This window comes from Rhabdothermincola salaria (assembly GCF_021246445.1).
Classification (GTDB): domain Bacteria; phylum Actinomycetota; class Acidimicrobiia; order Acidimicrobiales; family Acidimicrobilacustridaceae; genus Rhabdothermincola_A; species Rhabdothermincola_A salaria.
Genome location: NZ_JAJQXW010000003.1, coordinates 383,375 through 406,096 on the forward strand (window position 1 = coordinate 383,375; position 22,722 = coordinate 406,096).

Sequence of the window (22,722 nt, forward strand, 5' to 3'; positions counted from 1 at the left end):
CGGCGGTGTTCGAGCGGGTCCTCGTCGCCAACCGGGGCGAGATCGCGGTGCGCATCACCCGCACGCTGCACCGCCTGGGCATCGAGGCGGTGGCCGTGCACAGCGAGGCCGACGCCGGCGCCCTCCACGTGCGCGTCGCCGACCGGGCCGTGCCCATCGGACCGGCACCGGCCCGCGACAGCTACCTCGCCGTCGACCGCATCATCGACGCCGCCCTCGCCAGCGGCGCCGAGGCCGTGCACCCGGGCTACGGCTTCTTGTCGGAGAACCCCGCCCTGGCCGAGGCCTGCGTGGCCGCCGGGTTGGTCATCGTGGGCCCGCCGGCCGCCGCCATCGCCGCCATGGGCGACAAGGTCCGGGCCAAGGCGCTGGTGGCCGCGGCCGGGGTGGCGGTGGTGCCCGGCAGCGTCGAGCGCGACCTCGACGACGACGCCCTGGCCGCCGAGGCCCACCGCATCGGCTTCCCGGTGCTGGTGAAGCCGTCGGCCGGGGGCGGGGGCAAGGGGATGCGGGTGGTGGCCGGGGCCGACGAGGTGGCCGACCAGATCGCCGCCGCCCGTCGGGAGGCCCGGGCCGCGTTCGGCGACGACACGCTGCTGGTCGAGCGCTTCCTCGCCACCCCGCGCCACCTCGAGATCCAGGTGCTGGCCGACACCCACGGCCAGGTGGTGCACCTCGGCGAGCGCGAGTGCAGCCTGCAACGCCGCCACCAGAAGATCGTGGAGGAGGCCCCCTCCCCCCTCGTCGACGACCGTGCCCGGGCCGCCATGGGCGCGGCCGCGGTGGCCGCAGCGAGGGCCTGCGGCTACACCGGCGCCGGGACGGTCGAGTTCATCGTGTCGGCCGACCGACCCGACGAGTTCTTCTTCATGGAGATGAACACCCGCCTCCAGGTCGAGCACCCGGTCACCGAGGCCGTGCTCGGCCTCGACCTCGTCGAGTGGCAGCTGCGGGTGGCCGCCGGTGAGCCCCTCGCGCCGGGCCTGGGCGAGCTGGTGCCACGCGGCCACGCCATCGAGGCACGCGTCTACGCCGAGGACCCCTCCGCCGGGTTCCTGCCCACCGGGGGCACGGTGCTGGCGCTGCACGAACCGACCGACCACCCGGGCGTCCGGGTCGACTCCGGGCTCGCCGTGGGCACCGTCGTGGGGTCCGACTACGACCCCATGGTGGCCAAGGTCGTCGCCCACGGCACCGACCGCGACGACGCCCGGCGTCGCCTCGACGCCGCCCTGGCCGACACCGCGGTGCTGGGGCTCACCACCAACGTGGGGTTCCTGCGAGACCTGCTGGCCCACCCCGACGTGGTCGCCGGCCGCCTCGACACCGGGCTGGTCGACCGTCTCGCCACCGGGCAGGGCGACGGGGACTCCTCGACCCAGGCACCGAGCTGGGTGGTGGCGCTGGTCGCCCTGTGGTGGCTCACCGGCGGCACCGACCCCCACCACCCCTGGGACCGTCGCGACGGCTGGACCGTGGCCGGCGGACGCACCACCACCATCACCGTCGAGACCGGGGGCACCACCCACGAGGTGGCGGTCGGGCCGGGGGCCGGCGCCGACCGTTCGGTCGCCGTCGGGGACGGGCCGTCCATGGCCGTCTCCCTCTCACCCCTCGCACGCTCGGCCGACGATCCCGAGGGTGCCTCGGTGGTGGTCGACGGTCGACGCCGCACCGTGCGTCGCGCCGTGGCCCCCGACGGCACCTGGTGGCTGGCCCACGGCGGTCGCACCTGGGCGGCACGGGTCGAGGAGCCGTGGGAGGCCCACCCGGGCGACCGCCACCTCGGCCACCAGGGACCTGTGCTCGCCCCCATGCCCGGCACCGTGACCGAGGTGCTGGTAGCGGCGGGTGACCAGGTGCACCACGGCGAGGCGCTGGCCGTGGTCGAGGCCATGAAGATGGAGTTCACCCTGCGCGCCCCGTTCGACGGGGTCGTCAGTGCGGTACACGCCTCGGCCGGCCACCGCGTCGCCCTCGGCGACGCGGTGGTCACCGTCGACGACCAGGCGGACGACGACGCCACCGACGGCGACGAGCCGAGGCCGCGCTAGTGGAGTTCAACCTGGCCGATGTGATCCGGGCGGTGGCCGACGCCGTCCCCGACCGCGACGGCATCGTCCACGGCGACCGCCGCGCGTCCTACCGCCACTTCCGGACCCGGGTCGACCAGGTCGCCAACCTCCTCCACGCCCACGGCCTGGGCTGCCACCACGACCGGGCCGGGCTGGCCAACCACGAGTCGGGCCAGGACCACCTGGCCCTCTACCTGCACAACAGCATCGAGTTCCTCGAGGTCAACGTGGGGGCCTACGCCGCCCGGGTGGCGCCGTTCAACGTCAACTACCGCTACGTCGACGACGAGCTGGTGCCGTTGCTCGCCGACCAGCGGGCCCGGGCGGTCGCCTACCACGAGACCTACGCGCCGGTGATCGACCGCATCCGCCACCGCCTCCCCGACCTCGACCTGCTGCTGCAGGTGGCGGACGGCTCCGGCCACGGGCTCGTCGAGGGGGCCCTCTGGTACCACGAGGCCGTCGCCGACCAGCCCACCGTCCCGCCCCCGGTCGAGACCAGCCCCGACGACCTCTACGTGCTCTGCACCGGCGGCACCACCGGCACCCCCAAGGGCGTCCTGTGGCGCCAGGCCGACATCTACGCCGCTGCCCTCGGCGGCACGAGCGTCCGGACCCGCCGCGAGTTCACCTCGCTCGACGAGATCGCCGAGGAGGCCGTGGCCCGCGGTGGGCGGCGCAACATGCCCACGGCACCGTTCATGCACGGGGCCGCCCAGTGGACGGCTCTCACCACGCTCGCCCAGGGCAGCACCCTGGTGGTGCCCACCAACGTGGTGTCGCTGGACCCGGTCGACGTGTGGAGCACTGTGGAACGCGAGGGCGTCACGCTGCTGCAGATCGTCGGCGACGCCTTCGCCCGCCCCCTGCTCGACGAGCTCGACCGGGCCCGGCACGACGTCTCGTCGCTGCGGGTGCTCACCAACGGCGGGGCCATCCTCAGCCGCGACAGCAAGGCCCGGTTCCTCGCCCACCGTCCGGGGTTGTTGATCGCCGACGGCCTGGGGTCGTCGGAAGCCGGCCCCATCGCCAGCAACGTGGCCGAGGGCGACGCCGCAGCCACGACGGTGTTCGACCTCGGACCCAACGGCCACATCCTGGCGCCCGACCTCGACGGCGAGATCGGCGCCCCCGATCCCACCGTGGGGTGGCTGGCCAGCAGCGGCCGGATCCCGCTCGGCTACCTCGACGACCCCGAGCGCACGGCCCGCACCTTCCCCGTGGCCGACGGCACCCGGTATGCGGTGGCCGGCGACCGGGCCCGGTTCCGCCCCGACGGGCTGGTGGAGCTGCTCGGGCGCGACTCGGTCACCATCAACTCCGGCGGCGAGAAGATCTTCGCCGAAGAGGTCGAGCAGGCCCTGCTCGGCCACCCGGCGGTCCACGACGCCGTGGTCTGCGGGCGCCCGTCCACCCGCTGGGGCAGCGAGGTCGTGGCCGTCGTCGCCCTCCGTCCCGGCGCCGCCGCCACCGTCGAGGAGCTGCGCGAGGCCGCCGGCGCCCACCTGGCCCGCTACAAGCTGCCCAAGGACATCGTGTTCCGCGACCGCATCGAGCGGAGCCCGGCCGGCAAGGCCGACTACGCATGGGCCCGCGCCCAGGCCGGAGACGAGCACCCGACGAGCTGACGCCTGCTGGCCGGAGCCCCCGGGCGGGCTGTCGGACGACTGCGGGGCCATGGGGCACCATGGGGCGCACCCCGACCAGGAGGCACCGTGTCCGACGCCGCCCTGTGGACCCCCTCACCCGATCGGATCGCCCGGAGCCGGATGGAGGCCTTCCGGGTCGACGCCGAGACCGCCACCGGTCGGGCCCTGCCCGACCAGCCGTCGCTGCACCGCTGGTCGGTCACCGCCCCCGAGGAGTTCTGGCCGCTGGTGTGGGATCGATGCGGGGTGGTGGGCGAGCGCGGTGAACGGGTCGTGGCGCCCGGAGCGTCGTTCCCGGCCACCCGCTTCTTCCCCGACGCCCGGCTGAGCGTGGTCGAGAACCTGCTCGCCCGGCGAGGCGCGGACGCCGCGGTGGTCGCGGTCGACGAGACCGGCCGACGGGTCGAGAGGAGCTGGGACGAGCTGGCGACGCGCGCGGCCGTGGTGGCAGGCGGTCTGCGCGCCCTCGGCGTCGAGGCCGGCGACCGTGTGGTGGCGTGGTTGCCCAACGGCCTCGAGGCCATCGAGACCATGCTCGGAGCGGCGTCGATCGGGGCGGTCTTCGCGTCGGCGTCGCCGGACTTCGGGGTCGGCGGCGTCCTCGACCGCTTCGCCCAGATCGAGCCCGTCGTGCTGGTGGCTGCCGACCACTACCACTACGGGGGCAGGCCCTTCGACTGCCTCGAACGCCTGGAGGCCATCCGGGCCGGGCTCCCCACCCTGCGGGCCACCGTGGTGGTGAGCGACGACGCCGACGACCTCCCGGCCGGCGTGATCCGCTGGCGTGACCTGGGTGCCGGCGACGCGCCGGTGGCACCGGAGCGCTTCGCCTTCGACCACCCCTGGTACGTCATGTTCTCTTCGGGCACGACCGGGGTGCCCAAGTGCATCGTGCACCGCACCGGCGGGGTGCTGCTCCAGCACGTCAAGGAGCATCAGCTGCACTGCGACCTGCGCGCCGGCGACCGCCTGCTCTACTTCACGACGACCGGCTGGATGATGTGGAACTGGCAGGTCGGCAGCCTGGCCTCCGGCGTCACGCCAGTGTGCTTCGACGGCTCGCCGTTCCATCCGTCGCCCACGGCGCTGTTCGACCTCGTCGATGCGGAAGGCGTGACCCTGCTCGGCGTGTCGGCCAAGTACATCGATGCCCTGCGCACGCAGGGCGTGCGACCGGCCGACACCCACGGGCTGTCGAGCCTGCGCACGGTGTGCTCCACCGGGTCTCCGCTCTCGCCCGAGGGGTTCGCCCACGTGTACGGCGCGGTGAAGGCCGACGTGCACCTGGCGTCCATCGCCGGAGGCACCGACCTGCTGGGCTGCTTCCTGGCCGGCGACCCCACCTCCCCGGTGTACGCCGGCGAGCTGCAACGCCCCGCGCTCGGGATGGCGGTCGACGCCTACGACGAGCACGGCAGATCGCTCGCCGACCGGCCCGGGGTGCCCGGCGAGCTGGTGTGCACCGCGCCCTTCCCGTCGGTCCCGCTCGGCTTCTGGGCCGACGGCACCGACGCGGCACCCGACCCCGCCACCCCGGGCCCCCGCTTCCGGGCCGCCTACTTCGAGGGGTTCGACGGGGTGTGGACCCACGGGGACTTCGCCTCGTGGACCGAGCACGGCGGCATGGTGATCCACGGGCGCAGCGATGCCACCTTGAACCCCGGCGGGGTGCGCATCGGCACCGCCGAGATCTACCGGGCGGTCGAGGGGGCCGAGGGGGTGGTGGAGGCCTTGGTGTTCGGCCAGCAGGTCGGCGACGACATGCGCATCGTGCTGCTGGTGCGGCTGCACCCGGGCCTGGTCCTCGACGACGACCTGCGGACGGATCTGCGGGCTCGCATCCGCCGGGCCTGCACCCCGCGCCACGTGCCGGCGGTCGTGGCCCAGGTCGACGACCTGCCCCGCACCCGCTCCGACAAGCTGGTGGAGCTGGCCGTCGCCGACGCCGTCAACGGCCGCCCGGTGCGCAACACCGAGGCGCTGGCCAACCCCGAGGCCATCGACGCCATCGTCGCCCTCCCCGAGCTGCGCCGCTGACCCCGGGCCCTGGCGACTGGTGCCCGTCGCGCAACGTGTCGCCGCGTTCGGTCACCTCGTTCCCTCGTTCCCTCGTTCCGTCGCTCAGGGCCGGGGCTCAGAGCTCCGGGCTCCGGGCTCCGGGCTCCGGGCTCCGGGCCTCTCCGCTCAGCCCTTCGAGGAGATCTTGGCCTTGAGCCGGGCCAGGAGCTCGGTGAAGGCGGGCTGGCCCATCGACTCGAACTGGGGCTCGAGCTCGACCGCCACCGCTTCGGCACCCGAGTCGACGGCCCCCAACGAGGCGATGGTGGCCTTGGTGCGCCGCACCAGGTCGGGTGGCGCGGCGGCGGCTCCGGCCGCCACGGCTCGGGCGGCGTCGAGCAGCTCGCCGTCGGCGACGCACGACCAGGCCAGACCGATCTCGGCGGCCCGAGCGCCGTCGACGACCTGACCGAACACCACCAGGGCCATGGCCGTCTGGTGGTCGGTGATGCGACGGAGGCGCCAGGTGTGCCCCCCGCCGGGGTGGATGCCGATCTGCATGAAGCGGGTGTCGAAGCGGGCCGAGGCGCCGGCCACGATGACGTCGCAGGCCAGCGCCATGTTCATGCCCGCCCCCACCGCCGGGCCGTTGACGGCGGCCACCGTGGGCAGCGGCGAGTCGGCCACGCGGAGGAACCCCGCGTAGATGGCCTCGAGCTCCTCCGGGCTCGACGCGCCGGACAGGTCGTCGAGGTCCGCCCCCGCGCAGAACGCCTTGCCGGCCCCCGTGACCACCAGCGCCCCCACGTCGTCACGCGCCTCCAGGTCGTCCATGGCCGCGGCCAGCTCCGCGTTGAGGGCGTGGGAGACCACGTTGCGCCGGTCGGGGTCGTTGAGCGTGAGGAGCGCGACCCGGTCGGCCACCTCCAGCCTGAGCAGAGCCATGCCGCGAGTATGGCGCCCTCCTCGCGAGCTCGTCGGGACGCGGTGTGGGCGGGTCGCTGCGCTCCCGTCGCCCACCTGACGGAAAGGATCAGCCAACTCCCGACAGCCGACACCGCGCAGCAAGGAGGCTCAGACCGGCCACGCGCTTCGCCGAAGGCGGCGGAGGGAGGCTTGCCGACCGGAGCAAGACGTCATGGCGCCCTCCTCGCGAGCTCGTCGGGACGCGGTGTGGGCGGGTCGCTGGCGCTCCCATCGCCCACCGGACTGAGCTTCTCAGCCGACTCGCAAGAGCCGAAGGAGCGCCAGCGACGAAGGCTCAGCACGCGTACGCGCTTCGCCGAAGGCGGCGGAGGGAGGCTTGCCGACCGGAGCAAGATGTCGCGGCACGCAACAGCCGACGCCGCGCAGCAAGGAGGCTCAGCCAGGCCACGCGTTTCGGCGAAGCCGGCTCGGCGAGGCTTGCCGAGCTGAGCGAAGCATCACGGCTTGCCGACCGGAGCAAGACGTCATGAGACCGCGCGCAGGCCGGCGAGGACGAACGCCGTGGTGGTGCGCACGAAGGTGGGGGTGAGCGGCTTGTCGCGTAGGTAGGCCCGGTGGTGCAGGGGGCCGGCGAGGAGGCTCCAGGCCACCTCGGCCGAGGGCGGCTCGCTCAGCTCGCCCCGGTCGCGTGCCCGGGCGAGGATGTCGCCGATGAGTGCCAGGCGGGGCGTGGCGAACTTGGCCTCGATGGCGGCCCGCAGGTCGTCGTCGTGGCGCAGCTCGGTGGACAGGGCCCCGGCGAGATCGTCGCGTCGCACCGACATGGACTTGGCCATGCGGGCGACCAGGGCGGTGACGTCGCCCTCGAGCGACCCGGTGTCGATGTCGACCGGTTCGGGGTGCAACGAGGCCAGCGCGGCGGCGACGAGCTCTTCCTTGGTGGCCCACCGCCGATAGAGCGTGGCCGACGAGACGCCCGCCCGGGCGATGACCGCGGCGACCGTGAAGCTCCCGTACCCCGACTCGGCCAGCTCGTCGATCGCCGCCGACAGGATGGCCCGGTCGGCCTCGACGCTGCGCTGGCGCCCAGGGCGGGCCTTGACCTCGACGCTGGAGCTCATCGTCCCGAGTCTGCCCCGGAATCGGCTCGGCCTCGCGACGGCGGCGACGGCGGCGGGGGGTCGCCGTCGTCGAAGTGGGGGTCGGCGTCGGCCCCGATGAGGCCGTGGTCGACGGCGGCGTCGTGTTCGAGGACCCCTTCCGCCTCGGCCCAGGTGAGCGAGGCCAGCCCGTCGAGCGGGCCCTCCTCGTCCTCGCGTGCGTCCCGGGCCCGGGCCGGCAGGAAGGCGAAGACCACGGCGGCCGCCACCAGGATGACCACACCGCCGACCCGCATGGCGAGGTGGGCGCCGTCGACGTAGGCGGCCGCGGCGACGTCCACGACCTGGGCACCGACGTCGGCGGGGAGCTGGGGGGCGACCTGGGTGAGCGCACCGCCGACCGAGTCGACGGCGGTGCCGAGGGCCGGTTCGCCGACACCGATGTCGGTGAGACCGCTCTCGACGGCTGGGCGGTACACGCCGGCCAGGATCGAGCCCAGCACGGCGACGCCCAGGGCCCCGCCCATCTGGCGGGTGGTGTCGTTCATGGCCGAGCCGATCCCGGCCTTGGCCGGAGGCAGCGAGCCCATGATCGACTCCGTGGCCGGGGCCATGGTGAGCGCCATGCCGAAGGCGAGGATGATCATGCCGGTGATGACCCGGGGGTAGCCGTCGGTGACGGGGATGGTGGACAGCGTGAACACGCCCACGGCCACGAGGCAGAGTCCGCCGCCGACGACGAGCTTGGTGCCGATCTTCTCGACGAGCCGAGGGGCGAGGGGCGCCGTGCACAGCATCACGACCGACATGGGCAGCATGCGCAGACCGGCCTCCAACGCCTCGTACCCGAGCACGATCTGGAGGTACTGCGTCATCACGAACATCTGCCCGAACATGGCGAAGAACACGAGGGTGATGGCCATGTTGGCGGCGGTGAAGCGGGGGTTGGCGAAGAAGCGCATGTCGAGCATGGGCTCGTCGACGTGGAGCTCCCAGGCGATGAAGGCGGCGAGCATGGTCAGACCGATGCCGAACGCAGCCACCACCAACGGGTCGGCCCAGCCCTTGACCGGCGTCTCGATGACGCCGAAGAGCAGGGCCACCAGGGCGGCGATCGAGAGCACCGCGCCCACAGGGTCGAGCCGGGTCTTGTTCGGCGCCTTGGAGGTGGGCAGCAGGAACTTCCCGGCGATGAGCATGGTGATGATGATGGGGACGTTGACGAGGAACACCGAACCCCACCCGAACCATCGCAGCAGGAGGCCGCCCAGGACGGGCCCGAGGGCGCCGCTGGCGCCGGCGACCGCGGCCCACACCCCGATGGCTCGCCCCCGCTCCTTGGCGTCGCGGAAGATGTTGGTGAGCAGCGAGAGCGTGGAGGGCATGATCATCGCCCCGCCGACGCCCATGAACGCCCGGGCGAGGATCAGCTGGGTGGGCGAATCGGCCATCGACGCCCACAGCGACGTGACGCCGAAGATGGCCAGGCCGATCTGGAGCATGCCCTTGCGGCCGAAGCGGTCGCCGAGTGCGCCGGCGGTGAGCAGCAGGCCGGCGAACACGATGACGTAGCCGTCGATGATCCACTGCAGCTCGCTGGTCGAGGCATCGAGGTCCCTCACCAGGCTGGGGATGGCGACGTTGAGGATCGTGTTGTCCAACGTGATCACCAGCAGGCTGCCGGCGAGCACGGCCAGGGCCCACCACCGCCGATCGTGCATCTCTGCGACGTCCACATCCACTCCCGTCTCGCTGACCGCAGCACCCTAGCGAAAGACGATCGTTCCGAAACACCTCTGTTTCCAATTGTGACCGACGACACCCGACGACGACCACTACCATCGGCTCGCACACGCGCCGGTCCCCCGGCCGGCGCCGGCCTCCTGGGGGAGACACGTGGTGGAACGCCTGAAGATCGACCTGCTGGCACCGGAGCTCTACGCCGGCGACCCGTACCCGACCTATGCGTGGATGCGGGCCAACGAACCCGTCTACTGGGACGACGTCAACGAGCTGTGGGGCATCGCCCGCTACGACGACATCGTGGCCATCGAGCGGAACAAGGCCGTCTTCATCAACTCCGACCAGGAGAAGGGCGGCTACCGCCCGAACCTCCCCGCCGACGGCGCCATCATCGGCCTCGACGACCCGATGCACCTCAAGCGCCGCAACCTGGTCTCGCGACGCTTCACCCCGCGGGCGGCCGCCAACTGGGAGGACGACATCCGCGGCAAGGTCACCCGACTCCTCGATGCCGTCGAGGCCAAGGGGGGCAGCGCCGAGATCGTCAACGAGCTCGCCGCCCCGCTGCCGGCCATGATGATCGGCAAGCTCCTCGGCTTCGACGAGGAGCAGTGGCCCGAGCTCAAGCACTGGTCCGAGACCACCATCGCCATGGGCGGCGGACCCCGCTACTTCTCCGAGGTCGGCATGACCTCGGCCATGGAGTTCGCCGGCGCCACCGCCGAGCTCTACGAGGCCAAGAAGAGCTGCCCGGCCGACGACGTCCTCAGCCACTACACCACCGCCGAGATCGACGGCTGCCCCATGTCGCTCGAGGACGCCATCGCCGACTCGCTGCTGCTGCTCGACGGCGGCGCCGAGACCACCCGCACCGTCATCGCCCGCACCATCCTCAACCTCATCGAGCACCCCGAGGAGCTGGCCAAGCTCCGCGACGGCGCCGACCTCACCATCGCCGTCGAGGAGTTCATCCGCTACGTCACCCCGGTGCACAACATGTGCCGGGTGGCCACCGAGGACACCGTGGTCAACGGGGTCACCATCCCCAAGGGCAACCAGGTCGTGCTCATGTACAGCTCCGGCAACCGCGACGAGGACCACTTCGACGACCCGGAGCGCCTCGACGTCACCCGGCACCCGAACAACCACATCGCCTTCGGGTTCGGCACCCACTTCTGCATGGGGGCCTCGCTGGCCCGCCTCGAGATCAAGGTCTTCTTCGAGGAGCTGTTGCGCCGCACCTCGGGTTGGCAGCTGGCCCCGGGCACGGCGCCCGTCGACATGCCCAACGCCTTCGTGCACGGCCTCGAGTCGGCCCAGGTCGAGTTCGAGTTCAGGAGCTGAACGTGACCGAGCCCGTCCAGGACCCCACCACCGTCGAGCTGCCCATCGAGGGCAAGGAGCCGATCTTTCGCCACATGGACGACCCCGAGGTGCCGTGGCAGCTGGTGCGAGCCCAGCGCAACGCCGACGGCACCGAGGCCTACGTCCGCGAGAAGTGGTTCTCGTTCAGCCCCGATCCCCAGTACCTGTCGCTCTACGCCGAGTACGACCCGGGGATGATGGTGCGCCGCCACGGCCACTACAGCCCCCACATCGTCTTCGTCATCGACGGAGGCCTCTGGTTCGACGACCGGTGGTGCCCGGCCGGCACCCACGTGGAGCTGCCGTTCGGCGCCGCGTTCGGCCCGGTGCGCGCCGGCGACGACGGCGCCAAGCTCTTCGAGGTGATGATGGGCGACCCCCGCTCCTGGGGCGACCAGCCCGAGGTCTACGAGGCCGCCCTGGCCGAGCAGGGCGTCACGCCCCTGCCCGACCCCCCCATCGACTTCCCCGACTGGCTGGCCGACCTGCGCACCCACTGGAACGCGTGACGCTCGGCGTGACGTCGATCTGACGAGTCGCCGTCGAGAACGGGGCCCCACCTGTCGGAGCTCCGGCTCGGCCCGCATCCCAGGGGCCACGGGGCCGAGCGGGACGGTCAGGCGGCTCGGACGAGTTGCGCGAAGCGACATTGCCGCAGCCGAGATCGCGGCACCAGGCGCGGTGGCCAGCATCGAGACGACGAGGCACGCCACCCTCGTTCACTGAGGCGGACCAGGCGGTCCGTCGGATCTCCGCGCTCGTCCCACCATGAACTACACATTATGTGTAGTTTATAGTCCGTCCACGACGAGCAAGGAGACATCGATGAAGCTCACGCTGAACAAGTGGCAAGGACGGACAGCTGCGACGGCAGCCTTCGCGCTGGCCCTGGCAGTGCCGATCGGGTGCAGCAGCGACAGCAGCGACGAGGCGGAGCCCGCTCAGCCAGTCGCTGCCGACGAGACGAACGCCGACGTCGGTCCGACCACGGTCGAAGTCACCCTGGTCGACTACGGCTTCGAGGGCCTCCCCGACGAGGTCCCTGCCGGAACCAAGCTGACCGTGGTGAACGCATCGGACATCGAGGTCCACGAACTGGTGGCGATCCTCCTTCCCGACGGCGAGGAGCGGTCGGCACAGGAGTTGCTCGCGCTCCCAGAGGACGAGCAGACGGCGCTCCTCGCGGGCCGAGCACCAGCGACGGTGTTGCTGGCCGAGCCCGGCGGTGCGCCGATGATCCCAGCCGTCGGCGACGGGACACTGATCGAGCCCGGCCGCTACCTCATCACCTGCTTCATCCCCGTCGGAGCCGATCCTGCGGAGTTCATGGCAGCTGCCGCCGAGAGCCAGGGCGGACCGCCGCAGGTCGACGGGGGGCCGCCTCACGTCACCCAAGGCATGTACGCCGAGCTACGAGTCACCTGAGCCCCGGGCCATCTGCGGGTCGGCGCGACGCGCAGATGGCCGACCGCTCATCCACCAGCGCCGTTGAGCAGTGTCCGGCTGAGGAGCACGGTGAGAAGTTCGCGGTACTGCTCGACGCTCCAGTTTCGCTGAGCGGTCAAGCGCTGGAGCGTCTCGGGGAACATGAACGACCAGACCAGGTCGGCCCCCGTCTCGATCGTCCAGGGCTCTGCCAACCGGTCTTCACGCGCCAGACGCCCCACGAGCTCACGGCATCCCTCGTGCCAGACCCGGGATGCGTGCTCCAGGAGCGCCGCCACCTCGGGATCTGAGTCCGCCGCGCCGAGGAGGGCACTGTCGATACGACTGATCTTGAAGTGGTACCGCGCCAGGTGAGCGCTGAACTCCGCGATCGTCGTCTCGCTGTCCGGGGCCTCCAGGACGGGGGCGAGGGACCCCTCCAGATCCAGCTGCTCGTCGACGTGGCGGTGGAGGGCCAGGAGCAGCTCGCCCCGCGTGGGGAAGTGGAGGTACAGGGCGCGGCGGGTGATGCCGGCCCGCTCAGCGACCGCCGCCATGGTCACCCGTCGGGGGCCTTCTTCCTCGAGCAGGCGCCACGTCGCATCGAGTGCTGCGGCTCGTGTCCGACGGCTGCGCACGTTGAGCGGTTCCTCGATGTGACCCATTGCCGAATCAGTCCCTGCCTACCAACTACACATCAAGTGTAATTATTGCGATGATCGGACGATAGCGCCGGGCCGAACCGCGCCGCGCCGTCGTCTCGATCGAGCGAGAGAGGTCAGCTCGCTGCCGGGTCGTCGGCGTGCCAGCGTGCCATGTGGTCTGCGTGGGTCTCGAGGTAGGCCCCTGGCTGGTAGTGGGTGTCGTAGAAGCCTGTGTCGAGGTGAACCGCCTGCACGAAGCCCGACAGCACCATCGTCGTGAACGTGTTCGGGAACCTGCCGTACGTGTCGTAGACGTACTGGGCGACGTCGGTGAGCGCATCGACGAACTCATCGGAATGCGGCGTGACACCTTCCTCGACGGCCGTCGCGGCTCGCCATGGACCGGGGGCTCCTGGGTCATAGGCGCCATCGGGACCGAACTAGGCACGGGGCGCCCCACTCCCATCGCAGGGGTGGGCCATCGGAGCGGGCCTGACCGCCACCACCGCCGAGGAGGGGCCTCGTCCAGTGATGGTCGCGATGCCCCTCGGCGACGGAACGCCCGAACTTCAGAGCTGCGAGCTGTCCAGCGAAGAGCTCGTCGCCCTCGGTGCTGACGTCCACACGGTCGACGATGCCGGCCAGCGCGCGGCTGGCGAACAAGTGCGGTAGTCCTCAGACCGCCGCACTCCCGGCGTTGCGGGGCACCCTCGACAGTCCCGGTCGGTGGTTATACTAATTGGTATGACTCACCGGGTGGGCCCCAAAGGCCAAGTCGTGATTCCCAAGGAGCTGCGTGACGAGATGGGGATCGAACCTGGCGACGAGGTGAGCTTCTGGCGCCACGATGACCACGTCGCCCTCCGCCGCGCGGGTCGTCCGGCGAACCTGCGGGGTCGCTTCCTCGCCTCGGAACTGACCAACGAGTTGGAACGAGAACGTCGTGCCGATCGGGATCGTGAGGCCGTCCGGTGAGCGTCGTCCTGGACTCGTGGGCGGTGCTGAGGCTGCTCGAGGACGACGGACCAGCTGCTCGAACGGTCGAGGAGCTCCTGGAACGTGACCGGCCCGTGATCTCGTGGATCAACCTCGGCGAGGTGTTCTACGTGCTTCGTCGGCTCCACGGCGACGATGCCGCTCGAAGCACGGTCCGTGACGTGCGTGACGCAGTGGAGGCGCGCCTACCCGACGAGCGCCTCGTACTCGACGCCGCTCGCATCAAGTCTGAGGTTGCGATGTCCTACGCCGATGCCTTCGCGGCAGCCCAGGCCGTGGCTCTCGACGCCGAGCTCTGGACCGGCGATCCAGAGCTTCTCGTGAAGGACTGCGCATGGCGGTGGCGAGACCTGCGAACGACGTAGGTGTCGCCGCCGAGCCGGCGATCGGAGACGCCTCACTCGGCGGAGCGAAGCCGGATCGGAGCTGCGCCTCACCGCAGACTCCGCCCCGTCGGTCTGAGGCCACGACCTCGCAGCCGCCCCTGCCCACGGGTCGGCAGAGCGCGTCTCTCGACCGCCGGCGCGCCACGACTCTTGGTCGCTGATCAGCGCTGGCGACCGCCGACACCACGTCTGGACGGGCGCAGAGTAGGAGCTCACCCCTCCCAGAGGGGTTCGGGGACCTCGAAGCCGACCGGTTGGCCCCACTGGTTGCGGAACGACACCTCGTGGGCCGGTTGGCGGGCGGCCACGCCCCACCTCCCGGTGGGGTAGCCGAAGGACACACAACAGCCCATGTGCCAGCCCTCCTCGGCCGGCACGCCGAGGATCTCCTTGGTCTCGGCATCGTGGAACGCCAACGCCTGGGTGAGCGACGTGCCCACCCCCTCGGCGCGGGCCGCCAGCTGGGCGCTCCACACCGCGGGGTACAGCGAGCTGCCGCTCGGGTCGCCCTGGGCGAAGGCGAACAGGTAGAGCGGCACGTCCTCGAAGTGGTCGGCCAGCCACTGCGCCGAGCGCTGCACGGCCAGGAACGACTTGGACTCGTCGAGGTCGGGGTCGGCGTGGGCGGCGGCGACGCGATCGGCGTAGAAGTTGGACCACAGCCAGCTCATGGCCTGGCGGTAGATGGGCCCCAGCTTCGCCTTCACGTCGGCGTCGTCGACGAGGAGGAACCGCCAGTTCTGGGTGTTGCCGCCGCTGGGGGCCCGGATGGCGGCGTCGAGGATCTTCTCCTGCACCTCCGTCGGGATGGGGTCGGGACGCACCCGGCGCATGGCCCGGGTGGTGTACAGGGCCTCGTAGACGTCCACCTCAGCCCTCCTTGCTCTTCAGCCAGGCGCTGTGCAGGCCGGTGACCAGCTCGACCAGCTCGGCCCGCTCGGTGTCGTCGAGGACCGACAGCACGCGGCCCATGGCCACGTCGGTGCCCGTCTCGGCCACCTTCCAGCGTTCGGCGGCGACGGCGCCGTCGGGCAACGAGTCGGGGTCCCACCCGAAGATCGGGGCCATGCCCGGGGCGTTGACTGCCACCGCCTCGATGGGCGACAGCCCGGCGGCGAGGACGGCCCCACCGTGGAGGCCACCTCGCAGCTCCCGCAGGGCGTTGAGCAGGTGCTGGGCCCGGGCCCTGGGTCGGTCGGCACCCGGCACGGCCAGGGTGCGCCAGCCGGCGAAGAGCGGGGCGCCGGCGGGGCTGGTCTCGGCCACCACCTTCCCGGCGAGCACACCGAGGCGGTCGAGGCCGTCGACGTCGGGGAGGTTGGTGTCGCCGTAGGTGTGGCACACGTCGGCCCAGGCGGCCGCTCCGTCGGCGGGGGACATCACGGCCCGACCCGCCTCCCACTGGGTGGCCACGTGGCCGGGGTTCCAGTACAGGAAGGCGGAGGCGACCACGTCGGCGCTGGTGTCGCCGAGCGCGCCACCCCGACCGAGGACGTAGAAGTCGATGCCGGAGAAGCCCAGTTCGGCGCCCTTGGCGTAGGTGGCGCCGTCGAGCATGAAGGCGCCGCCGAGGTCGCCGACGGGCCGGGCGATGGCGCGCGCTGCGTCTTCGGGTGTGGTCACGATGTCCCCCTGGATGGCGAGTCGGCCCCACACCACTGCGGCGCGAGGCGGTCGAGCCGCACCCTACCGTCCGCCACTCGCCCCGGTGCCGGCCGGGTGGGGCGCTCCGGGAGGCTGACCTCAGACCAGGTCGCGGCGACGCAACCAGGCCAAGGAGGCCCAGCCCCAGATCGGGGGCAGGTAGGCCGTGAAGGCCCGATAGGTGAAGGTGGCGGCCACGGCGGCATCGTCGGGAATCCCGGCGGAGGTGAGCCCGGCGATCAGACCGGCCTCGATGACGCCCATGCCGCCAGGGACGGGGGCGATGCCGCCGAGCAGCGACGCGATGGTGTTGATGACCACCAGCTGCAACAACGGCAGGTGGTAGCCGTAGGCGCCGAGTGCGGCCCACAGGGCGAGGGCGAAGAGCAGCTGGGCGGCCAGGTTGCCGCCGAAGAGCAGCACCGCCCGGCGCGGCTCGGCGATCACCCCGCGGATGTTCTCCTTGGCCGCCTGCCACTGCGGGGCCAGCTTCTGCACGACGTAGCGTCGCAGGCGCGGCACCGAGACGAGGATGCCGAGCACCACGCCGATGCCGATGATGGCGTAGAGCACCGTGCCCAGGTCGATGCCCCCGCCGGAGCCCCCCGCGTCGTCGCCGCCCACGTCGCTGCTGAACGCCGTCGCGCTGAACACGAGCGCCACGATGAAGAGGGTGGTCTGGGTGAGGAACTGGGAGATGGACGTGAGGGCGGCCGACGACACGGCCACCGCCACCCCCATGCCCCGCTTCTGCAGGTAGCGGGTGAACAGCGCCAGGTTGGCCATGGTGCCGCCGACGAGCCCGGTGAACTTGTTGGCCAGCTGCAGCATCGTGGTCTGGCGCAGGGGGAGCTCCTGCTGGGACACCGACCCGACGAGGGCCAGCCCGGTGCCCAGCGCGGGCATCTGGGCGATGATCGCCACGGCCACCACCCACCCGATGGAGGCGGTGGTGAAGGTGGACCACACGTCGCCCAGGTCGGCGAGCTGACCGATGAGCATGTAGGCGCCGATGACCGTGCCCACCGCGAGGACGATGTCGGTGGGGCTGACCCGGCGCAGCTCCTCGGGCTCGGGCACGTCGATGCCGAGCAGCTCGGCGCCCCGGCGACGCAGGTCGGCGCAGCGGGACTTGGTCTCGGCCCGCGTCTCCCGGTCGGGTCCGGCGAGGGCGGCGGGCGTGACGGTGGGCAGGATCGCAGCCAGGTGCTCGTCGCCCAGGGCCCGACGGGCCGAGGCGAGGGCCCGGTCGACACCCGCGACGCCGCTGGTCGCGACCAGCAGGCCGACGTCGTCGAGGTCCTGGCGTGCCGTGGGAGCATCGGCCGAGCCGCGGTCGACCCCGACGAGCGTGACGTCCCCGTCGTCGGCGACCATCACCGCCGAGCCGTCGAGGTGACCGTGGGCGATGCCGGCGCGGTGGAGGGCACCCAGGGCGGCCCAGGACCGGTCGAGCACGGTGTCGTCGACGTCGGGCGACTCGCCGAGCGACCGTCCTTCGGGTCGGGTGAGCACGAGGACGGCGTCGTCGCGCGCCCCGCCCGTGCCGGCCGTGACGAGGGCGGGCACCGGCACACCCCGGCTGGCGGCCAGGAGCAGCACGAAACCCTGGTGCTCCACCTGCCCGGCCCGCGTGGGTGAGACCCGGGCCCCGGGATCGCGGTACCAGATCGTGCGCCAGATCTTGGAGAAGAGCCGGGCATCGGTCTCGTCGCGACCGATCACCGAGACCGTCAACGGGCTCCCGTCGACGGCGGTGGCCGTGAACCGGGTCTGCCCCCAGACCTCCCGGGGCACGGCCAGGAGCTCACGGACCCTGACCCCTCGCGACTCGAGGGCGTTGCGGACCTGGTCGACGTTGGGAGACCCGGCGGGCGAGCCCAGGATCAAGTTGACCACGGCGGCCAGGCCGGCGGCCAGGGCGACACCGCCGATGACGTCGACGACCTTGGCGTCGCCACTGGCCAGGGCACCGACCGACGCCACCCACACGACGGCGAGCAGGAGCCGCCGCAGGGGCCGGGTCACGTGGGGTTCGGCGACGACGACCACGCCCACGGCGAGCGCCAGGCGCACCGCCGGATAGGGGGCGTCGCCGATGGGCTGACGGTCGCCGGGATCGAGCCCATCGGCGAGCCAGAGGCCCATCGCGAGCGTGGCGCCGACCACCATCGCGAGCGCGGCGGCGAAGCGCCACCGCCGACGACCGATGGCCGTGCCCACGGCCACCAGGACGACCCCCACCGTGCCCCACCGGTACAAGTTGGACAGCAGCGGGCGGGCGACGTCGGGGATGACATCGATCAGGTCGGACACCCAGCCACCGAGGGGCAGGCGGTCGTCGGCCGACAGCGACACGAGGAAGAGCAGGAACGACCAGCCGAGCAGCCGGGTGAGGTCGCTGGGGCGGCGGCGCACCTCACCGACGGGGACCACGTTGAACACCCCGGCGAACGTCCGACCCGACCGGTGCCGGCCCGACGCCGCGACGGAGGGTGGGGCGGCGGTGCTCACGGCGAGACGATACGTGACGCCGATCGGCGCCGGAGGACCGTGGCCGGCGAGGTGAGACTGGTAGACCGAGGTCGTGGCCGCCTCTCCCCTGCGCCGATGGCTTCCCGGCCTCACCGTCGCGGCGCGGTACCGCAGAGCCTGGCTCCGCTCGGACCTGCTCGCCGGGTTGGTGCTCACCGCACTGCTCATCCCCGCAGGCATGGGATACGCGGTCGCCGCCGGCCTGCCCCCCGAGACCGGGCTGTACGCCACCATCGTCCCGCTGCTGGCCTACGCCGTCTTCGGACCGTCACGGATCCTGGTGCTCGGACCGGACTCGTCGTTGGCTCCCCTCATCGCCGCCGCGATCGTGCCCCTCGCCGCCGCCGACGCCGACCGGGCCGTGGCGCTCGCCGGGCTCCTCGCCATCATGATGGGCGGCCTGTTGGTGCTCGGCGGCGTGCTCCGCCTGGGCTTCGTCACCGATCTGCTCTCGAAACCCATCCGGCTCGGCTACCTCAACGGCATCGCCCTCGTCGTGGTGGTGGGCCAGATCCCGAAGCTGCTGGGGTTCTCGATCGACGGCGACTCCTTCCTCGGGGACCTCCGGGAGCTCGCGCAGGGCGTGGCCGACGGTCTCGTCGACCCCACCGCGGTGGGCATCGGGGTGGCCTGTCTGGTCACCATCCTCGGGCTGCGGCTGGTCGACCGACGCGTGCCCGGCGTCCTCGTGGCCGTCGTGGGCGCGATCGTGGCGGTCGTCGCGTTCGGATGGAAGGACGACGTCGCGGTCGTGGGAGCCCTGCCCGAGGGCCTGCCCACCCCGGCCCTGTCCGGCATCACGTGGAGCGACGTGGCCTCGCTGGCCGGGCCGGCGCTGGGCATCGCCCTGATCGCCTTCGCCGACACCGGGGTGCTGTCGCGCACGTTCGCCGAACGGCGGGGGGAGCACGTCGCCGGCAACGACGAGATGCGGGGGGTGGGCCTCGCCAACGTGGCGGGTGGACTGCTCGGGGGCTTCCCCGTGTCGGCATCTTCGTCGCGGACCCCCGTGGCCGACCAGGCCGGCGCCCACACCCAGCTCACCGGGATCACCGGAGCGGTGCTCATCGTGGCGTTCATCCTGGTCGCCCCCGGCCTCACCGGCTACCTCCCGTCCGCCGCCCTGGCCGCCGTGGTGATCGTGGCCGCCAGCGCGCTGGTCGACGTGCGCTCGGTGGTGCGCCTGCTGCGTGTCGACCCGGCCGAGGGCCTGCTCTCCGTGGCGGCCTTCCTCGGTGTCGCCGTCATCGGCGTCCTCGAAGGCATCGTGGTGGCGGTGGTGCTGTCCTTCGTGGCCTTCGTGAACCAGGCCTGGCGTCCCTACCGGGCCGAGCTCGGGCGCATCCCCGAGGTGCGGGGCTACCACGACCTCGGTCGGCACCCGGAGGGCGAGCGCCTCCCGGGCATCGTGATCGTGCGTTTCGATGCACCGCTCTTCTTCGCCAACGGCGGCATGTTCGGCGACTACGTCCGTTCCGTGGTGGCCGACGCCGGGCACGAGGTCGAGACGGTGATCCTCGCCGCCGAGCCCATCACCGACATCGACGCCACCGCGGTCGACGAGCTGGTCGATCTCGACGACCACCTGGCCGCGAGGGGGATCACGCTGATCCTCGCCGAGATGAAGGGCCCGGTGAAGGACCACCTCCGTCGCTACGGCTTGGGCGATCGCTTCGACCCGGACCGCTTCGCCCCCACGGTCGGCAGCGCCGTCGACGCCATCCTCGGCGCCGAGCGCGACGACATCGGGAACCCGTCCGATCGAGACGACGGGAGCTGATCGACCCAGGGGCCCATCGGCGGGCCAAAAGACGACAGGAGGGGCCCGAAGGCCCCTCCTGCGATCCGGCTGACCGATCGTGGAGCGACGCCTGGACTCGTCACTCCGTCGGTCCCCGGGACCGGTTGGCGTCGTCGTGCGACGCCGTTGGATGGATCATCGCCGCACCCCGCCGTCGCGATACGCCCGCCCCGGAAAAATCCCGGCGAGGCGCGGCGGGCGCGAGGACGACCGGAGGGCGCACCCGGCCCTCCGGTCGTGCTCGGTCGACGTCGGTCAGCTCAAGCGGATCAGGCGTTGCGGCGACGGGCCAGCATGACCAGCAGCAGGCCACCGGCCAGCACCGAGCCGCCGGCGACGAGGAGCCGCCCGCTCTCGGAACCGGTGTAGGGCAGGGCGCCGGTCGGGGTGACCGACTGGGTCGTGCCCAGCACCTCGGCCGCCTGCTGGTTGGCGGCGGTGGTCGGCGCGGACGATTCCGGGGTCGAGATGATGGTCGTGCCGAGCACGCTGCTGGTGGTGGTGGTGTCCTCGGTCGTCGTCGTCGGGGCCTCGGTCGTGGTGGGCTGCACCTCGGTCGTGGTGGTCGTCGGGGCCGTCGTGGTGGTGGTCGGGGCCGTCGTGGTGGTCGTCGGGGCCGTCGTGGTGGTCGTCGGGGCCGTCGTGGTGGTCGTCGGGGCCGTCGTGGTGGTCGTCGGGGCCGTCGTGGTGGTCGTCGGGGCCGTCGTGGTGGTCGTGGTGCCGGTGCCGACGCACACGTGGCTCAGCACGAACATGTTCGGCGCCTCACCCGTGTAGGTGGCCGACGAGCCCGACGCGACGAGGTCGCCGAGGGCGTAGCCATCGGGGACAGCCACGAAGACGTTGTCCTGCTGCGACCCGTTCGGGATGATCTGGGCGCCCGAGAACGCCATCACGGTGCCATCGAGGTTCAAGGTGATGGTGTCGAACGCCGCCGAGTCGTTGTTCGGCGTGAAGACGAAGTGCCAGTAGTCCTCGACCGTGCCCGGGCAGTCGCTCTCGGCACCGGCGGTGTCGTTGTGCAGCGGGATGCCGTGAGTGTCGGCGCCGGCCACCGTGGGGGTGGTGGAGGAGGTGAAGGCGAAGATCCCGAAGGTGATGAGGGCCATCGCCGCGACGATGGCGACGATGCGGGTGATCGGGTTCTCCACAGAGAGGGGGGTGCGAATCATTCCAGGCTCCTGTCGGATCCGACATGTGCGGATCGTGTACGTCGACGGGGCCGGTTTCGCTCTGACTCCTCGCCCGGCCTAAGCGACCAGTTGCACCGGGCGGATCGATGTCTCCCCGACCGCCACGGTGAGTGGCGGTCACAGGGGCAATCGCCACCCAGCGACGTCGGGATACGGCCTGAACCACAAAAGGAACGGAAATGGGCCGTCCGGACTAGCCGGACGGCCCATCTCGTGGATCGACCCCCCTCAGATGTGGCAGGGGTCACTGCGGTTCGTGTCGATCAGGCCAAGCGACGACGGGCGAGCACCACCAGGGCGGTGCCGCCCAGGAGCACGGCCGCACCGACCGTGAGGAGCCATCCGTCGGACAGACCGGTGTAGGGCAGCTGGCCCGCCGCCGCCTGGGTCGTGCCCAACACCTCGGCGGCCTGGACCGCACCCGTGGTGGGCGAGCCCGCCGTGGTCGGGGCGCTCTCGGTGGTGGGGGTGCTGACCGTGGTGGTCCCCAGCACGCTCGTCGTGGTCGTCGCCTCGGTCGTGGTGGTGGTGGTCGTCGCCTCGGTCGTCGTGGTCGTCGACTCCGTCGTGGTGGTCGTGGTGCCGGTGCCGACGCACACGTGGCTCAGCACGAACATGTTCGGCGCCTCACCCGTGTAGGTGGCCGACGAGCCCGACGCGACGAGGTCGCCGAGGGCGTAGCCATCGGGGACAGCCACGAAGACGTTGTCCTGCTGCGACCCGTTCGGGATGATCTGGGCGCCCGAGAACACCACGGTGTCCCCGTCGAGGTTCAAGGTGATGGTGTCGAACGCCGCCGAGTCGTCGTTCGGCGTGAAGACGAAGTGCCAGTAGTCCTCGACCGTGCCCGGGCAGTCGCTCTCGGCACCGGCGGTGTCATTGTGCAACGGGATCGAGCTGCCCGCTCCAGCCGCGGCCGGCGAGACGCCGAGCGCGAGCACGCCGAGGACGAGCGCGAGAGCCGCACCGAGCGTGGCGAACATCCGCGCCGTTGGCCGAAGGTGATCGTGTGCCATGAGGAAGCTCCTGTGGGAGTCCGGCACGAAGACCGGACGGTAGCGAAGGGGCCGGTTTCGCTCTGACTCCCCGCCCGGCCAGAAGCGACCAGTCACACCCGGGCGGATCCACGTCTCCCCGTCCACCGCCAGATCGGGGTGGATGCGGTTGTCATCGCCACGCTGGGCGGTCGCGATACCCCCTCGGGAAGAAAGCCGGCCAACGGTCTCGCGTCGTGTCCATCC

At 71.9% G+C, this 22,722-nt stretch carries 19 protein-coding genes; 9 read left to right on the plus strand and 10 right to left on the minus strand.

Going from position 1 to position 22,722, the window contains the following annotated elements:
• The first annotated feature begins 5 nt into the window (after positions 1-5).
• The 3 genes from LUW87_RS15065 to LUW87_RS15075 all read left to right on the plus strand — a co-directional run bounded on the left by LUW87_RS15065 (position 6) and on the right by LUW87_RS15075 (position 5,761).
• Entirely contained in the window at positions 6-2,054 is a 2,049-nt protein-coding gene (locus LUW87_RS15065; protein WP_232672015.1) for an acetyl/propionyl/methylcrotonyl-CoA carboxylase subunit alpha, read from the plus strand.
• Positions 2,054-3,703 carry an AMP-binding protein gene (locus tag LUW87_RS15070; RefSeq protein ID WP_232672016.1) on the plus strand — a complete coding sequence of 550 codons (1,650 nt, stop codon included), beginning with the start codon at positions 2,054-2,056 and terminating at the stop codon, positions 3,701-3,703. Before LUW87_RS15065 ends, LUW87_RS15070 begins: the two co-directional genes overlap by 1 nt.
• A gap of 87 nt (positions 3,704-3,790) precedes the next feature.
• Positions 3,791-5,761 (plus strand): acetoacetate--CoA ligase, encoded by a 1,971-nt coding sequence (locus tag LUW87_RS15075; protein WP_232672017.1) that lies wholly within the window; start codon positions 3,791-3,793, stop codon positions 5,759-5,761.
• A gap of 147 nt (positions 5,762-5,908) precedes the next feature.
• On the opposite strand, the gene LUW87_RS15080 is transcribed toward LUW87_RS15075, so the two are convergent.
• From LUW87_RS15080 to LUW87_RS15090, 3 genes are all read right to left on the minus strand, one after another.
• Complete coding sequence (locus LUW87_RS15080) at positions 5,909-6,667, minus strand: enoyl-CoA hydratase-related protein (RefSeq protein WP_232672018.1); 759 nt, start codon at positions 6,665-6,667, stop codon at positions 5,909-5,911.
• Between the two features lie 506 nt (positions 6,668-7,173).
• Positions 7,174-7,770, minus strand: a complete 597-nt coding sequence (locus LUW87_RS15085; protein WP_232672019.1) for a TetR/AcrR family transcriptional regulator — start codon at positions 7,768-7,770, stop codon at positions 7,174-7,176.
• On the minus strand, positions 7,767-9,485 hold the full coding sequence (locus tag LUW87_RS15090) for an MFS transporter (protein WP_232672020.1): 1,719 nt from the start codon (positions 9,483-9,485) through the stop codon (positions 7,767-7,769). The genes LUW87_RS15085 and LUW87_RS15090 overlap by 4 nt, the downstream gene beginning before the upstream one ends.
• Positions 9,486-9,648: 163 nt before the next feature.
• On the opposite strand from LUW87_RS15090, the gene LUW87_RS15095 reads away from it, so the two are divergent.
• From LUW87_RS15095 to LUW87_RS15105, 3 genes are all read left to right on the plus strand, one after another.
• Positions 9,649-10,836, plus strand: coding sequence for a cytochrome P450 (locus LUW87_RS15095; RefSeq protein ID WP_232672021.1), 1,188 nt, complete (start codon positions 9,649-9,651; stop codon positions 10,834-10,836).
• A 2-nt stretch (positions 10,837-10,838) separates the two neighbouring features.
• On the plus strand, positions 10,839-11,366 hold the full coding sequence (locus LUW87_RS15100) for a hypothetical protein (RefSeq protein ID WP_232672022.1): 528 nt from the start codon (positions 10,839-10,841) through the stop codon (positions 11,364-11,366).
• A gap of 316 nt (positions 11,367-11,682) precedes the next feature.
• A complete protein-coding gene (locus LUW87_RS15105) occupies positions 11,683-12,282 on the plus strand; it encodes a hypothetical protein (RefSeq protein WP_232672023.1) in 600 nt (199 codons plus the stop codon).
• Positions 12,283-12,329: 47 nt separating this feature from the next.
• On the opposite strand, the gene LUW87_RS15110 is transcribed toward LUW87_RS15105, so the two are convergent.
• Both LUW87_RS15110 and LUW87_RS15115 read right to left on the minus strand, forming a co-directional pair.
• Entirely contained in the window at positions 12,330-12,947 is a 618-nt protein-coding gene (locus LUW87_RS15110) for a TetR/AcrR family transcriptional regulator (protein WP_232672024.1), read from the minus strand.
• Positions 12,948-13,060: 113 nt separating this feature from the next.
• Entirely contained in the window at positions 13,061-13,198 is a 138-nt protein-coding gene (locus LUW87_RS15115) for a hypothetical protein (protein ID WP_232672025.1), read from the minus strand.
• 472 nt (positions 13,199-13,670) lie between these two features.
• Between LUW87_RS15115 and LUW87_RS15120 the strand changes: the two genes are divergently transcribed.
• Both LUW87_RS15120 and LUW87_RS15125 read left to right on the plus strand, forming a co-directional pair.
• Complete coding sequence (locus tag LUW87_RS15120) at positions 13,671-13,901, plus strand: AbrB/MazE/SpoVT family DNA-binding domain-containing protein (RefSeq protein WP_232672026.1); 231 nt, start codon at positions 13,671-13,673, stop codon at positions 13,899-13,901.
• Positions 13,898-14,287, plus strand: a complete 390-nt coding sequence (locus LUW87_RS15125) for a PIN domain-containing protein (RefSeq protein WP_232672027.1) — start codon at positions 13,898-13,900, stop codon at positions 14,285-14,287. Before LUW87_RS15120 ends, LUW87_RS15125 begins: the two co-directional genes overlap by 4 nt.
• Positions 14,288-14,520: 233 nt before the next feature.
• On the opposite strand, the gene LUW87_RS15130 is transcribed toward LUW87_RS15125, so the two are convergent.
• The 3 genes from LUW87_RS15130 to LUW87_RS19355 form a co-directional block, all read right to left on the minus strand.
• On the minus strand, positions 14,521-15,177 hold the full coding sequence (locus LUW87_RS15130) for a nitroreductase family protein (protein ID WP_232672028.1): 657 nt from the start codon (positions 15,175-15,177) through the stop codon (positions 14,521-14,523).
• 1 nt (position 15,178) lies between these two features.
• The gene (locus LUW87_RS15135) at positions 15,179-15,931 is read right to left on the minus strand and encodes an SCO6745 family protein (protein ID WP_232672029.1); all 753 of its coding nucleotides are present in this window, start codon (positions 15,929-15,931) and stop codon (positions 15,179-15,181) included.
• A 120-nt stretch (positions 15,932-16,051) separates the two neighbouring features.
• Complete coding sequence (locus tag LUW87_RS19355; RefSeq protein ID WP_232672030.1) at positions 16,052-18,466, minus strand: lysylphosphatidylglycerol synthase domain-containing protein; 2,415 nt, start codon at positions 18,464-18,466, stop codon at positions 16,052-16,054.
• Positions 18,467-18,539: 73 nt separating this feature from the next.
• On the opposite strand from LUW87_RS19355, the gene LUW87_RS15145 reads away from it, so the two are divergent.
• Positions 18,540-20,267 carry a SulP family inorganic anion transporter gene (locus tag LUW87_RS15145; protein WP_232672031.1) on the plus strand — a complete coding sequence of 576 codons (1,728 nt, stop codon included), beginning with the start codon at positions 18,540-18,542 and terminating at the stop codon, positions 20,265-20,267.
• A 290-nt stretch (positions 20,268-20,557) separates the two neighbouring features.
• On the opposite strand, the gene LUW87_RS15150 is transcribed toward LUW87_RS15145, so the two are convergent.
• Positions 20,558-21,460, minus strand: a complete 903-nt coding sequence (locus tag LUW87_RS15150; RefSeq protein ID WP_232672032.1) for an LPXTG cell wall anchor domain-containing protein — start codon at positions 21,458-21,460, stop codon at positions 20,558-20,560.
• A gap of 284 nt (positions 21,461-21,744) precedes the next feature.
• On the minus strand, positions 21,745-22,497 hold the full coding sequence (locus tag LUW87_RS15155; protein ID WP_232672033.1) for an LPXTG cell wall anchor domain-containing protein: 753 nt from the start codon (positions 22,495-22,497) through the stop codon (positions 21,745-21,747).
• Positions 22,498-22,722: the final 225 nt, after the last annotated feature.